The sequence below is a fragment of the Methanobrevibacter wolinii SH genome, from assembly GCF_000621965.1.
Taxonomy (GTDB): Archaea; Methanobacteriota; Methanobacteria; order Methanobacteriales; family Methanobacteriaceae; genus Methanarmilla; species Methanarmilla wolinii.
Window position 1 is genome coordinate 110689 of sequence record NZ_JHWX01000007.1, and the last position, 14830, is coordinate 125518.

At 22.1% G+C, this 14830-nt stretch carries 12 protein-coding genes; 5 read left to right on the plus strand and 7 right to left on the minus strand.

Going from position 1 to position 14830, the window contains the following annotated elements:
* Nucleotides 1-183: 183 nt before the first annotated feature.
* A complete protein-coding gene (locus T523_RS00480; protein ID WP_198016015.1) occupies nucleotides 184-639 on the minus strand; it encodes an adenylyltransferase/cytidyltransferase family protein in 456 nt (151 codons plus the stop codon).
* A 241-nt stretch (nucleotides 640-880) separates the two neighbouring features.
* Nucleotides 881-1624 (minus strand): 1-(5-phosphoribosyl)-5-[(5-phosphoribosylamino)methylideneamino]imidazole-4-carboxamide isomerase, encoded by a 744-nt coding sequence (gene hisA / locus T523_RS00485; RefSeq protein ID WP_042706886.1) that lies wholly within the window; start codon nucleotides 1622-1624, stop codon nucleotides 881-883.
* A 249-nt stretch (nucleotides 1625-1873) separates the two neighbouring features.
* Here hisA and pyrI point away from each other — a divergent pair, with 249 nt between their 5' ends.
* On the plus strand, nucleotides 1874-2344 hold the full coding sequence (gene pyrI / locus T523_RS00490) for an aspartate carbamoyltransferase regulatory subunit (RefSeq protein ID WP_042706887.1): 471 nt from the start codon (nucleotides 1874-1876) through the stop codon (nucleotides 2342-2344).
* Nucleotides 2345-2549: 205 nt separating this feature from the next.
* Here pyrI and T523_RS00495 read toward each other — a convergent pair whose 3' ends face one another.
* The 3 genes from T523_RS00495 to T523_RS00505 form a co-directional block, all read right to left on the minus strand.
* Entirely contained in the window at nucleotides 2550-3212 is a 663-nt protein-coding gene (locus T523_RS00495; RefSeq protein ID WP_042706888.1) for a hypothetical protein, read from the minus strand.
* A 532-nt stretch (nucleotides 3213-3744) separates the two neighbouring features.
* Nucleotides 3745-4956 (minus strand): FAD-dependent oxidoreductase, encoded by a 1212-nt coding sequence (locus T523_RS00500; protein WP_042706889.1) that lies wholly within the window; start codon nucleotides 4954-4956, stop codon nucleotides 3745-3747.
* Between the two features lie 239 nt (nucleotides 4957-5195).
* Complete coding sequence (locus tag T523_RS00505) at nucleotides 5196-5810, minus strand: hypothetical protein (protein WP_042706890.1); 615 nt, start codon at nucleotides 5808-5810, stop codon at nucleotides 5196-5198.
* Nucleotides 5811-7182: 1372 nt separating this feature from the next.
* Here T523_RS00505 and T523_RS00510 point away from each other — a divergent pair.
* Nucleotides 7183-8550 (plus strand): TldD/PmbA family protein, encoded by a 1368-nt coding sequence (locus tag T523_RS00510; RefSeq protein ID WP_042706891.1) that lies wholly within the window; start codon nucleotides 7183-7185, stop codon nucleotides 8548-8550.
* 91 nt (nucleotides 8551-8641) lie between these two features.
* On the opposite strand, the gene T523_RS00515 is transcribed toward T523_RS00510, so the two are convergent.
* Nucleotides 8642-9538: a radical SAM mobile pair protein B gene (locus T523_RS00515; protein WP_042706892.1), complete on the minus strand. Its 897-nt coding sequence runs from the start codon at nucleotides 9536-9538 to the stop codon at nucleotides 8642-8644.
* A gap of 917 nt (nucleotides 9539-10455) precedes the next feature.
* Between T523_RS00515 and T523_RS00520 the strand changes: the two genes are divergently transcribed.
* The 3 genes from T523_RS00520 (at nucleotide 10456) to T523_RS00530 (ending at nucleotide 13307) form a co-directional block, all read left to right on the plus strand.
* The gene (locus tag T523_RS00520; RefSeq protein ID WP_042706894.1) at nucleotides 10456-11025 is read left to right on the plus strand and encodes a TIGR00296 family protein; all 570 of its coding nucleotides are present in this window, start codon (nucleotides 10456-10458) and stop codon (nucleotides 11023-11025) included.
* A 183-nt stretch (nucleotides 11026-11208) separates the two neighbouring features.
* A complete protein-coding gene (locus tag T523_RS00525; protein WP_042706895.1) occupies nucleotides 11209-12243 on the plus strand; it encodes an NOG1 family protein in 1035 nt (344 codons plus the stop codon).
* Nucleotides 12244-12800: 557 nt separating this feature from the next.
* Nucleotides 12801-13307, plus strand: a complete 507-nt coding sequence (locus tag T523_RS00530) for an Hsp20/alpha crystallin family protein (protein WP_042706896.1) — start codon at nucleotides 12801-12803, stop codon at nucleotides 13305-13307.
* Between the two features lie 333 nt (nucleotides 13308-13640).
* On the opposite strand, the gene T523_RS00535 is transcribed toward T523_RS00530, so the two are convergent.
* Nucleotides 13641-14657, minus strand: coding sequence for an SIS domain-containing protein (locus T523_RS00535; protein WP_042706897.1), 1017 nt, complete (start codon nucleotides 14655-14657; stop codon nucleotides 13641-13643).
* Between the last annotated feature and the right edge of the window lie 173 nt (nucleotides 14658-14830).

A 14830-nucleotide genomic window follows, 5' to 3' on the forward strand; every position in this document is an offset into this window, starting at 1 on the left:
AATATTTTAGAAAAAAACTAATTAAAAATCACAATTTATATGAATTAATTGTTTAGAATTAATAATCTACAAATAATCTAAATAAATACCCAAATAAATTAAATAAGAATTAATAATCTACAAATAATCATAATCTCATAAAAATTAAATAATCAATTAATAATTAGTTTTTATATGAAATAATTAACAATTCTCAATTCTTTTATCTTTAAAATCAGAATCTTTAATTTTTTTAATAATTTTACAACTACTATCTAATTCTGCTTTATGATAATCTGTTATTTTTACAACTTTTGCATTAATACCTTGTTTTTTTAGAGATTTTTCTAAATGACTAGTATCAAAATCTTGATCTGCACCTATTGTAATAATATCTGGTTTAATCTCCTTAACAATCTTAAATTTATCATCTTCATAACCAAGATATGCTTCATCAACAGGTTTTAACATTTTAACCATTTCTAGACGTTGATTTTCACCAACAACAGGTATTCTTTTTCTAGCACGTACTGTTGAATCACGTGCTACAACTACAACAAGTTTTGAATTAGGACCACCAATATCTTTTGATTTCTGAAGATATAAACCATGTCCTGGATGTAATAAATCAAATGTTCCTGTTGCCATAACTATAGTCATAATTTTAACCTCAAATTTCTTAAAATAAAAAAATACAATAATCTATTAGTTTTTATAAATTAAATTAATTTCCAATAAAAACATCAAATAAACAATTATTTTATAAATTAAATTAATTTTACAATAATAAAATAATTAAAAAAAATAATTACTATCTAATTAAAAAATTAATTTTATAATAATATATTTAAAAAAATTTTAAACAATTATAATTTAATGCTTTTTTTAAATCAAACTATTTTTATAATTTAATATCTTGATAATTTAATGCTTCTTTTAAATCAATCTTATTTTTATATAATGCAGAACCAATAACTACTCCTTTTACACCTGTTTTTTGTAATTGTTTTAAATCATCAATTGAACTTACACCACCAGAATATACAACAGGTATTGGTGATGATTTAACAAGATCAACTACAGGATCAGTATAAAATCCGCCAAGTAAACCTTCAACATCAACATTTGTAAAAAGAATACTTCCTGCACCATTATTAGCAAATTCTTTAGATAATTCTACAGGACTTTTATCAATTTTTTCTTGCCATCCTTTAATAACAACTTTTGAATCTTTACTATCAAGTGAAATCATAATACGATCTTTATCATATTCATCAGAAAGTTCAGAAATTGTTTCAGGATGTTTAATACCCATAGTTCCAATAATTACTCTTTCAATACCAATATCAAGTAATTTACCTGCATATTCAACTGATCTTATTCCACCACCTAATTGTATTGGAACAGATACATTATCATAGATTTTTTTAATAAGTGGAAGATTTGATTTTCCATCAATAGTACCATCTAAATCTATTACATGTACTACTTCTGCACCGATATCTTCCCATTTTTTAGCAACTTCCTCAGGATTATCAATAATAACCTGCTCACTACCAGGTTTTCCTTGAACAAGTTGTACACATTTACCATTTTTAATATCTACTGCAGGCATAATCTGCATTTTTCCTTCTTCAAATGACATTTAAGCACCAATTTAAATAAAATTATTAAAATTTAATAATTATATAAAGTTATGTTTTTATTAATTTATGTATTTTTATAAAAATTATCCTTAAAATAAGAAAAATATAAAATTTATGTATTTTTATAAAAATTATCCTTAAAATAAGAAAAATATAAAAAATAAATTATAAATTTGGAAAAGTTAAAAAATAATTAAAAATAAAATAGAATTAAATAATTTTTAAATAAAAAAATAAGAGTTAAAAATATGAAACGTCCTGACTTAAAGATTAAACCAATTAAAAATGGAACTGTAATTGACCACATAACAGTAAATAAATCTTTATATGTACTAAATATTTTAGGTCTTCCATCACCAGAAGTAAAAGATATTACTGTTGCAATGAATGTATCTTCAAAAGAAATGGGTAGAAAAGATATTTTAAAAATTGAAAACAGAGAACTTCACCCAAGAGAAGTTGATCAAATAGCTTTAATTGCCCCTAAAGCTACAATTAATATTATTAAAGATTATGAAATAGTAGAAAAAAATAAAGTTCAACTTTCTAGTGAATTTGTTGGAATAATTAAATGTACTAATCCAAAATGTATTAGTAATCATGAAGGAGAACCAATAAATTCTAAATTTTCCGTAGTCAGTACATCACCTACAGAGTTAAGATGTAAATACTGTGATAGAATTATTAAATCAAAAGACATTGATTTACAATTCTCATAAACAAATACTAAAATTACTAAATTAAAACATTAATACACAATCATCATAAACAAATACAATAATAACACTAAAACAAAAAACACCAAACCCACAATTCACATAAACAAATACAATAACAAAATTACTAAATAAAGACAATAATCCCTAATTCATAAAAGTTAGAAAATAATTTTAATAATTATTTTCCTAAAAAAACTTTAAATTATTATATTTTAATATGATATAATTTTTCTAATTTTTCAATTTCATCATCAAGTGCAGTCCTTGATGATTTATCTTCATTTTTACTAGATTTATTATTTTTTTGTTTTTTAATAGATTTTTTATCTTTAGTATCTTTTCTAGTTTTATTACTTTTATTGTTTTTAGTAGATTTTCTAGATTTAACTTTATTCTCTTTACTATTATTTGATTGATTTTTACTAGATTCTTTACTTTTATCTTTAGTATTTTTAGTTTTACCTTCATCAATTGAGTTATTAGATTTAATTTTATTTTGATTAAGTGAATTATCTACTTTAATAGAAGAGTCTTTATTATTTATTTTTTTAGTTTCAATTTTTTTAGAATCATTATTTATAATAAATTCACTTTGAGATTCTTCTTGTTTTTTCCTAGATTTCCTTTTTCTTGATTTTTTAACTTTAATTAAATCAGTATCTTCAATTAATTCTTCTTTAATAGCTTTTTTAATTGAATCAATTAATTTATCATCAATGTTTACAGAATTATTATCATTCATATTTTGATTATTATCATAAAAATCCATTAACTTTACAATAACATCTGCATAAGAATCATTCATTGATCCATATCCAGTTAATCTTTTTTTAACCTCAATTGGAATTGATATTGATGTTCTTGTCATAAATACACCTAGATAATTCTAAAAAAATATTATAATTATTAAATAGTATGTTGTATTCAGTATATAAATATTATGTATTGAATATAAAACATATTTTGAATACATTACATACATATATAGTTTAATTTTAATAATTAATCAAACAATATTTTAAATTTAATAAAATAAAAATTTAATAGAAATTTAATGATTAAATTCTTAATAAATAAAAAATATAATAATAAAACTAAAAAATAAAAGTTTTTAAAATATAAAAAATATTAAAAATATAATAAAAAAGACATTAAATTATAAATAAAAATTAATAAAAAAATTAAAAATTATACTAAAAAAAAGAATCTTAAAATACATAAAAAACATGAAAATGAAAACTAGTAAAAAGAATTTTATTAAAAATCATATTTTTATAAAAAATTTAAAGACTATTAATATTTAAAATCAAGTTTAAGAAAGTTTATTGTAAAAAAATATTAAAAATTATTTAAAAAAAGGAAAAATGTGGAAAAAAATCTACATAAATATTTAAATTAAACTATTGTAATTCTTTAATTAAATATTTTGAAAGTCTTTTAGATAAAGCAAGAATTGCTAAAATAGGTGGTGCACCTGGAGCTCTTGGGAAAACACTTCCATCAGATACATATAAACCTTCAATTTTTGTTTTAAGATTACTATCTACAATAGTTCCAATAGGAGCAGTACCTCCTGGGTGAGCACTTCTAAATACAGTTGAAACAAATACAGATTCAGCACCAGCATTCTGTAAAATAGCACCTGCAGTAGCAGCACCTTCAGCAAGATATTGAACATCCCTTATTGAGTTATATTTAACAACTTCATCAGCATTAACATAACCTAAACCTTCATCAGGGATTTTAACCATAATACTAAGAATATCTTCTGGTTTTAAATTATCATCTGCAACACGACTATCTAAATATTTAGATGAATAATGAGGTGCAAGTACAAAATGTTCTCCTTTTACTAAAGCATTCATAGTAACTTCTTTATTAAATCCAATATCTTTAATTACAGCACCAACACTTACAAATGGATCAGTAGTAAATTGTTGACCTGCTGGAATACCTAATTTTTGAAGAAGACGTGCATCAGTTACAGCACCTGCACATAAAACTACTAAATCATCTTTAATAGTTTCAACTTCACCATCTTCTTTTGTAATTTCTATACCAACTACTTTATTATCTTCTACTAAAACATTAGTTACTGGAGAATTACTAAGTAATTTTGCTCCATTATCAACTGCTTCTTTTACAAAATCAGCAGAAGTCCATTTAGCATTGTTTGGACAACCATATGCACATTTACCACATTGAATACATTTATCTTCATAGATAAATTTAGGCATCTTAGAAACATTTAAACCTAATTCTTTTGCAGAATCAATGAATAATTGAGTTCCTTTACCTATATGACTATCATCCATTTGATGAATATTGATTTGTTTTTCAATTTCATCATATTCTTCAGACAAATCAATACCATAATCTGCTAACATATCTTCACATGATCTGACACCATTACCTGCTGAAACTATAGTATTACCACCTACACAAGTAGTAGCAAGTAAATCCATACCATCAACAGGATCATTATAGTAATCAAATGCATCTTTACTATCTATTAATGGTCCTTTTTCAACAATAGTTACAGGAATATTTGCTTTTGCAAGTTCTAAACCTAATATTCCTCCTCCTGCACCAGAACCAATAATAAGTACCATTTTATCACTCCGATTATAAAAAATATTTAACAATATTATATTAATTTTTTTAAAATAAAAAACTATAATTAACAATTGTTATAATATTAATTAATCTATTAAGGTATATAAATTAATAGGATTTAATTTCATAAAATCTTAATATTAAATAAAAATTAGAAATAAAAAAATAATAAAAATTATTTTTTAATAAATAATGTGCAATTATCTTATAATATAATAATATATTTAATTAAAAATCAAGAGTCTTCTGCATTTTCTTGATTTAAAATTGATAATTGTGCATCTCTAATATTCTGTTTTTTAGTTAATCCATTACTTTTAAGAACAACAGTACCATTGTCAAGGGATATTATTTGATTTCCATCTGCAGGAGTTAAATAAACATCTCTCCAAAGTTTATCTTTTCCACTTACACCATCAAAATCAGCATCACAGCCTCCTTTAGACATGTCACAAGTAAGTTCACCTTCTGGAACAGTACTATTTCTGTTTACATCTTTAGGAGTATCAGTTAATGTTCCAAATTTATGACAAAATGGACAATAATTTACCCAAGTTCTTGTATAATATTTATATTCTAAACCAGTTTCAACACTAGGTTTCATATGAACAGTAATTGTTGAAATGTTATGATTAGAACTATTATCACTAATATTAACTGATTGATTATTTGTGATATTTACATCACTAGTATTATTTGATAAAATAGTATCATTATTATTGCTACTTGTTTTATTATTACTACTTAAATTTTCCTCACTAACAGTAGCATATACAGCAGCTATACAAACGATACCTGATATAATAATTATAAAAATTAATAATAAAAATGATTTAGAGTTATTATCCATAATAATTACCTCTTAAATAAATAAAATAATATATAAAAACTTCAAATATTAAAAAATCTTATCAACTACCCACTAATGAAAAAAAGCAAATATAACAGTTTATATTTATAAATAACATACATAATCTCTTTTTTACTTCTATATACTTTACTTTCCAAATTTAATTAAATTAAAATTAATGCTTTTTTCTAAAAAAATTTATTTATTTTTTTTAAAATTTGAAGTTATAACTTATAATTTCTTTAAATTCTTATAAAATAATAAACTTTAAACATAAGATTATTTATTATAATATATAAAGCTTTTGTAAAATTTTATAAAAAAAATTATAATAAAGGTTTAAATTTCAATTAAAGCTTTGATATTAGGTTATTTAATAAATAAAGAAAAATTTTAACTTAATTAATTTAAGTTAAAAAACTTTAGACTTAGTTTAAATAAGAATAAAAAAGACTAATATAAAATGATTTAAATTAAAAAAGAAAAAAGAAAAATAATAGAAATTAATAAAAAACTAATGTATTTATAATAATTTAAAAAATACAAATCAAATTAATAAAGTAAACAAAGGTAAATAAACTATAATAAATAGTCCAATTAAAAAAAATCATGATTAAAACTTATTTAAATTAATTTGTATATAATAAAACAAAAATAAATCATATAATTAGAATAATAAATAAAGAGATAAAATAAGATATTTTTAATACTAAATTAAATCAACTAAATAAGTTAATAAAAAGAATAATAATAGTAAACTAAGATTAATTAGATAAAAACTATTTTAAACTATTTTTAAAAAAATATAAAAATCTAGATTTTTCAAAAATTAAGAAAAAATTTAATAAAACTGTCTAAATTTAAGACATAATATAAAAAATGTACTAAAACTAAACTATTTTTTAATGATTTTTAATAAAAATTAATAAATTAAAGTTAAATTAAATTTTATTAAAATAAATTTTAAAAATATTAATAATTAGTTAAAAAGAAAATTAATAGAAATTATAAAATAAAAATTAAAAAATATAAAAAATAATAATTTAAATCATAATATAAAAATTTTAAAACTAATAAATTAAAAAACAATTCAAAAAACAAGAAATAAAAATTAAGAAAAAATAAAAAAGAACAATAAAAACATGAAAATAAATTTAGACAAAATCAAATCAAAAAACAGATTCAAAATATAAAAATAGTATATTTAATTAACCTAGTTATATATAAGATTCAAAAATATATAAAAATTAATCTAGTATATATAAAATTCAAAAATTATATAAAAATAGTATATTTAATTAATCTAGTTATATATAATATATATTATTATAATAATTTAAATTATAAATCAAATTAAAAAACAGGTTTTATTATGGAATACGATATAAACGATTTAGACCAACTTATAACAAAAATAGAATCTCAAGTTGATTATGTAGATATTAGAGCAGGGAAAGGAAATGGAACTAGTATCGTTATGAAAGATGATAAAATCCAAGAAATCAACAGTGGATTAACAAATGGTGCTAGAATAAGAGTACTTAATAATGGAGCTTGGGGTTTTGCATACACTAATGACTTATCAAAACTTGAAGAAGTATCAAAAACAGCAATTAAAATATCAAATTCACTTAAAAGTGATGTAAAAATGAGTGATGCTGATGTAATTGAAGATGATGTTAAAACACCAAGAAAAATTCCTGTTTCATCAGTAGATATTAATGAAAAAATAGACCTTATTAAAGATACTAATGATGCTGCAAAACTTGATAAAATTATAAGTGCTACAGTAAATTATTCAGATAGTGAAACAGAATCAGTATTCTTAAACAGTGAAGGAACAAATATCCATATGGAAGAAACTAGACTTGGAATGTTCTTAAATGTTATTGCAAGTAATGGTGAACTTATACAAATAGGTCATGATAGTTTAGGTGGAGCAAAAGGATACGAAGTTCTTAAAAATGCAGATATAGAATCTTTTGGAAGGAATGTTGCTGAAAGTGCAATAAGATTACTTGATGCAAAAGCTGCACCATCTGGAAGATTCCCAATCATAACAGATAATACATTAACTGGAGTAATGATTCATGAAGCATTAGGTCATGCAGTAGAATCAGATTTAATACTACAAGATGATTCAATATTAAAAGATAAAATGAATACAAAAATAGGATCAGATATTGTAAATATATATGATGACCCCACTATGGATGCATTTGGTCATTATGAATATGATACAGAAGGAGTTAAAACATTTAAAAACCATCTTGTTAAAAATGGAGAATTAGTATCCTTATTAAGTTCAAGAGAATCTGCAGGAAAACTTGGAATGAAATCATCAGGTAATGCAAGATCAAGTATGGAAGATCAACCAATTGTAAGAATGAGTAATACTTATCTTCAACCTGGAGACATGAGTTTTGATGAATTAATTGAAGATATTAAAGATGGAATATATCTTAAAGGTTCAAGAGGTGGACAAGTAGATACTGGTAAAGGAATATTCCAATTCAATGCTACAGAAGCATTTAAAATTGAAAATGGAGAATTAACAACACCATTACGTGATGTATCTTTAAGTGGTAATATACTTGAAACACTTAAACATATTGATGGACTTGGATCTGACTTTAAAACTAGTGTTGGATTCTGTGGTAAAGATGGTCAAATTGCACCAGTTGGTGATGGAGGTCCACATACTAGAATACAAGATGCAATTGTTGGTGGAAGTCAATAATTCCACCTTAATTTTAAATTTTAATAAACTTCTTTTAAAAAAATTAATTAAATTTATAAAAAAAATAATTACAAAATTTAATTTTCTATTTTTAATTTGAATTATTTTTTCGTGAGGATTTTTTAATTTTTTCATGATAGAAATAATTTACCACTATTGGATCATCATTAAATGGTCTTTTTATAGAATCATCATTAATTAAATACAGTAAATCTTCTTTTCTACAGTACTGTTTTATTTGATTATCTAATTTTACCCAATATGATTTATCTTTTTTATTATATATTTGCTGATATAATTCTTCATATTGTGGATAATTCTGTTTAATATAATTTAGTATAACTTTTTTATAGTCTCCTCTTAAATTAAGGTTTTCTAACCATATAAGATTACAATATTTTCTGGTTTTTTCTATTATACTAGGTATATCAGTGATTTCTGGAAATATAGGTGAAATAAAACATGTTGTTCTTACTCCTTCTTTATGGAATTTTTTCATTGCTTTTATTCTTCTAGATATACTTACTGCCTTATCCATGTCCTGCTGAAAAGTATCATCTAAAGTATTTATTGACCATGATACTCTTGAATTTGGAAATGATTTGATTAAATCAAGATCTCTTAGTACAAGGTCGGATTTTGTTGCAATACTTATTTCAACATTTACTCCTTCTAGTTGTTCTAGTAATGATTTTGTTCTTTCATATTTTTCTTCTGCCTTTTGGTAGGGATCTGTTACTGATCCTATGAATATTGATTTTCCATCATATTTATTTGGGTTTCGTATTTTTGGCCAATATTTAATATCTAAAAATTCTCCCCATTTCTCGTCATGTTTTGTGAATCTTTTCATAAATGTTGCATAACAGTACTTACATGCATGCAAACATCCTATATAAGGATTTATTGAATAGTCACCTACTGGTAAATTAGATTTAGTAAAAATACTTTTTACTTCTTTTTTATTTATTTGTATTTCATTAGACATTTTAATCAAATTTTTATTTTTTTAATATATTTTACTAATTAAAGTTCATATAATTTATTTGTATCATTTACATATCTAAAAATTTCTAAAATGATTTTTTAAAACATCTGAAGGTAAATTTCTCCTAAGAATTTAAATCTAGAAAATAAGTTTAATAATAAGATTTAGAAAGGATTAAAATTAATCCCTTTCTTGAAATATGTTTAAAATTATAATTTTTTTGGGTTTATTAAATTCCTATTTTTTATAAAAATTTAAACAATGATTAATGCTTTAAAATCAATTTTAAAAAAATTTATTCAAAAGATTTTGATAATTTCAACAAAGCCATTTTTTTATTAAAATAAATAAGAACTAGAAAACATTGAAATATTAAACCTAATCTTAATAAAACATGAAATAATATTAATAATAGAGTCTGTTGAAATTTTAATTCTTTATAAATAATTTAAATAGTATTAATACTTGAAAATTAAGTTTAAAGAACTTTATTCTAAAATTAGAAATATTTAAACAAAATATTATTTCTACATAAAATTATATCCTAAAAAACAAGAAAAGCATAATAATTATTAATATTACAGTTAAGATTCAGAATTTTTGAAACATTGATTTCTTTAATTTCCATAGATTCAAATATTGTTTATTAATATTTTATAATAATACAATTAAAAAATTAGTAATAAATAATTAAATTATAAAAAATATATTAAAAATCATAGGATTTTAAAAATATAAATAGTATAAACATTTAAAATTATTTTAAATAGTAATTAATTCTATGGAAAATTTAATTTAATTATAAAAATTAAATAAAATTATAATTCGTCTTAATATTTTTAAGTTCATTAATTAATAAAAGTTAAAAAACCTAAATAGGATTTTTATTAATTATTAAAAAAATTTTAGGTGATAAAATGGTATTAACTAAAGAAGATGGCCAATATCTTATAGATGTTGCTAGAGAAGCTATTGAACTATATTTAGATAACAGAATTAAAATTAGTGTACCAAAAGATTGTCCGAAATATTTATTTGAAAAATTAGGAGTCTTTGTAACATTAAACAAAAATAATAATTTAAGAGGATGTATTGGTTATCCAGAACCAGTTATGCCACTTATTGAAGCTACTATTAATTCTGCAATATCTGCTGCCGTTTCTGATTATAGGTTCCCCATTGTAAGAACCAGTGAACTTCCAGATATTAGGATTGAACTTACTGTTTTAACAAAACCAGAACTTATTGAAGTAGATAATCCTCATGATTATCCAAGTAAAATTACAATTGGAGAAGATGGCTTAATAATTGAAGAAGGTTATTCTAAAGGATTACTCCTTCCACAAGTTGCAACTGAAAATAATATGGATGAAGAAGAATTTCTATCTCATACTTGCTTAAAAGCAGGTCTTTCACCAAATGCATGGTTTAGTGAAGATGTAGAAATATATAAATTCCAAGGACAAATATTTGATGAAATTATTTAAAATATTTTATAGATTCAACTATAAAATAACTAAAATATTTTATAGACAAAAGCTACTATAAAATACTAAATAAATAACTAAAATATTTTATAGACAAATAATATAGAATACTTAAATTATTTTATAAATTATAAATTAAAAATTTATAAAAACTTATTTTACAATTTTTAATTAGTGATATATATGATGATACCAACAATACCAACAGTTGATGAAATCTTAGATAAAGGTTTCTCAAGAGGAAAAAAAGCAGCAGATATGAAAAGATCTGAAAGAATGCCTAAACATATTAAAGGAAAAAGGGTTGAAGAAGTAAGAGTTACAACTGCTTGTCAAGTAATTAAAGATAAATTAAAAATGATAATTGACCGTACCCCAGAAATTGAAGAGTTACCTGTTTTTTATCAGGATTATATTGATATTACAGTAGGTGTAGATGCACTTAAACAATCTTTAGGTGCAGTTAACTGGGCTTATGGAATTATTGCCCAATTAGAAGAACAATACAGACAAAAAATTAGAAGATCTGCACCAGATAGAGCAAGCAAATTAAGAAAACAAGCATATGGTAGAATTTCATCAGTAATTAAGAAAATCTCTAAAGACCTTGATTTTTTAGATTATGCAAAATCTAGATTAAGAAATATGCCAACAATCAATTTTGATGCAAAAACTGTTGTAATTGCAGGATTTCCAAATGTAGGTAAATCTACATTACTTAGACAATTAACTAGTGCAGAACCAGAAGTTGCAAACTATCCATTTACAACTAAAGGTATTCAAATAGGCCATATTGAAAGACATTGGAATGATATTCAGATTATAGATACTCCAGGATTACTTGATAGACCTATAAGTGATATGAATGATATTGAATTAAATGCTATTGTAGCACTTGAAGATTTAGCTGATACAATATTATTTATTTTTGATAGTTCAGAAACTTGTGGTTATTATCTTGAAAACCAATATAAATTATATACAGAAATTAAAAGAATTTTTGACATACCATTTATTCCACTATTTAATAAAATAGACATTACAGAATATGAAAACAAAGGTGAAAACTATGAATATATTAAAGGATTTATTGATAAAACAGAAGATCCATTAATAATATCTGCTTATGAAGGAGATGGTATAGATAAAATACTTGAAAAATTTGATAGTATTGAAAAAATACCTCGTGATGAAGAGGAAGATGATGATTACTATTAAATTTTAAAATTTAATTTTTTACTTATTTTAATAAAAAATAAGCCAAAAAATAATTCTATAAAAAAATAAGCCCAAATAAAATAAATATTCTATAAAAAAATAATTTTTACTTATTTTAATAAAAAATCTTAAAATATTATTTAAAAAACAACTATTTTTAAAAGATTAAAAAAATATACTTTGCAATTACTGATTTAAAAAACGAGTTTGTTGAATTCCTATTTTTTATAAAAATTTAAACAATAATTAATGCTTGAAAATCCATTTTAAGAAAATTTATTCAAAAAAATTTTGAGGATTTCAACAAAGCCTAAAAAACAACTATTTTTAAAAGATTAAAAAAATATACTTTACATTTACTGATTTAAAAAAACTATAAAATTAAAATACTTATTTTTATAAATTTATATAAAAAAATACTCATTTTAAAAACAATAATAAAAAATATAAAAATAAAATTGTAAAATATTAAAAAAAATAGTAAAGTATTAATAAAAAAAGAATAGATTTATACATATTTAAGATATAGTTTATATTATATTAAAGGAGGAATAATCATGGACAGTTATGATTACTCAAGAAGTAAGGAAAGAGCACAGAAAGCAGCAGATGACATTGTAGATAGTGTAAAATCTGCAGGAAAAGAACTTGATAATATAATTAGAGACTACAGAGATACATCTATATCCAAAATAAAAGTAGATTTACTTGAAGATGAAGAAAACTACTATATAAAAGCAGATATTCCTGGAGCTTCTAAAGATTCAGTAAATGTAACTATAGAAGAACAAAATGTTATTATTACTTGTGAATTCCAATCTTTTGAAGATGAACTTAAAGAAATTGCAGCAGATATAGCAAAAGAAGAAGATAAAAAAGAAGAAGACGAAGAAAAAGAACTTAAATACTTAATTCAAGGAAGAATCACAGGTAAAGCAAAAAGAATAATCCCATTATCTAAAAAAATAAAAACAAAAGAAAGTAAAGCAAAATACAAAAAAGGTACAGTTACTTTAACCATACCTAAAGTAAAACCTAAAGCATATAATGTTACAGTTGAATAAATATTCAACTATTTTTTTTAAATTTTTTAAACTATCTAAAACTTATTTTATTTAAAATTTAAACCCATTTTTAAAATATAAACAGAATATACTTTTAAATTAATAATTTCAAAACTATTTTTATATACTATTTTTTATAAAAATTATACAATTTATTTTAGTTTTTTTAAAAATAAGATAAAAGCTTAGAAAATTAAAAAAAACTCTTAAAAAGACTAAACTAAAAAACCATAAATAAAAACTAAAAAAACTAAAAAACTATGAATAAAAAAAAACTAAAAAAAGACCAAATTAAGAAAAAAAATAAAAAAAGTAAAATTAGAAATTATAAAATTAATCATATCTTACTTTTCCAATATGTCTAGTACTACCGGGATCTTCTCCATTATAGTGAGCTAAATAATATATAAACCATTCAAGTGGTATAACAAATACAAATGGTGATAATAATTTATTAAAGTCATCACCAACATAGTCAGATAATTTATATAAAATCACTTTCATTTTAAGGTTTTCTGCAAAATTAATTGCTTTTTCTGTAATTTCATCAACCTCAAATCCAGAATATAAAAATACTATTGGAACATCTTCTTCAGCCCTTTCAATAAGACCATGTCTAAACTCTGATGCATATACTGGACAAGCGTGTTTAATTGCACCTTCCATAAACATAGTCATAGCTAATTTATATGAAAGACCAAAATTAGGTCCAGCACCTAAACAATAGAATAAATCTTCATCTTTATATTCTTTAGCTAATTTTTCACTATCATCAATTGTTGATTTAAGAAGTTTATCATATAAGTCAGGAATAGCTATTAATTGATTAAGTAATTCATCTTTATCTTCATAATCAGAAGCTTTAAACAAGATTTGATATAAACAAGCAAGTTGAGTAACATATGTTTTAGTACCTAAAATAGCTGTTTCACGATCTCCTCTTGTAATAATTGGATATTTAGATTCTTTAACCATTGAACTTTCAGGTTCATTAGTGATTGCTACTGTATCAATACCATATTCGTTAGCCCTTTTAAGAGCAGATAAAGTATCTCCTGTTTCACCAGATTGTGAAGTAAAAATAGCTATAGAATTTTCACCTTTTATTAATTTTTTATTGTAATAAAATTCAAATCCAGTAAAAACCCTAACAGTTAATGTTGAAACCATTTCCAAAGCATCTCTAACTGAATAACATGTAGAAATAGAACTTCCACAACCAATTAAATAAATATTATCACATTTTTCTACAAGTGATGAAACTTTATTCATCTGATCCATTTCAGTTTCAAATGTTTTTCTCAATGCATCAGGTTGTTCCATTATTTCATCATACATTTTATATTCCATAAGCATCCCTAAAATATGATTTATTTTTAAAAAATGAATTTTTATAAAAAAAATAAATAAGTTTTATTTTAATTTACTTTATTATATTATAAAATATTTTATAATTAATAATATAAATAATTTTTTTAAAGCTATTTAAATAATAGTTAAAAAGTATAAAATAAATAATTTTA

Bases quoted from the DNA above. Each gene is read 5' to 3' on its own strand.
- T523_RS00480 (WP_198016015.1), bottom strand. From the start codon at position 639: ATGACTATAGTTATGGCAACAGGAACATTTGATTTATTACATCCAGGA.
- hisA (WP_042706886.1), bottom strand. From the start codon at position 1,624: ATGTCATTTGAAGAAGGAAAAATGCAGATTATGCCTGCAGTAGATATT.
- pyrI (WP_042706887.1), top strand. From the start codon at position 1,874: ATGAAACGTCCTGACTTAAAGATTAAACCAATTAAAAATGGAACTGTA.
- T523_RS00495 (WP_042706888.1), bottom strand. From the start codon at position 3,212: ATGACAAGAACATCAATATCAATTCCAATTGAGGTTAAAAAAAGATTA.
- T523_RS00500 (WP_042706889.1), bottom strand. From the start codon at position 4,956: ATGGTACTTATTATTGGTTCTGGTGCAGGAGGAGGAATATTAGGTTTA.
- T523_RS00505 (WP_042706890.1), bottom strand. From the start codon at position 5,810: ATGGATAATAACTCTAAATCATTTTTATTATTAATTTTTATAATTATT.
- T523_RS00510 (WP_042706891.1), top strand. From the start codon at position 7,183: ATGGAATACGATATAAACGATTTAGACCAACTTATAACAAAAATAGAA.
- T523_RS00515 (WP_042706892.1), bottom strand. From the start codon at position 9,538: ATGTCTAATGAAATACAAATAAATAAAAAAGAAGTAAAAAGTATTTTT.
- T523_RS00520 (WP_042706894.1), top strand. From the start codon at position 10,456: ATGGTATTAACTAAAGAAGATGGCCAATATCTTATAGATGTTGCTAGA.
- T523_RS00525 (WP_042706895.1), top strand. From the start codon at position 11,209: ATGATGATACCAACAATACCAACAGTTGATGAAATCTTAGATAAAGGT.
- T523_RS00530 (WP_042706896.1), top strand. From the start codon at position 12,801: ATGGACAGTTATGATTACTCAAGAAGTAAGGAAAGAGCACAGAAAGCA.
- T523_RS00535 (WP_042706897.1), bottom strand. From the start codon at position 14,657: ATGGAATATAAAATGTATGATGAAATAATGGAACAACCTGATGCATTG.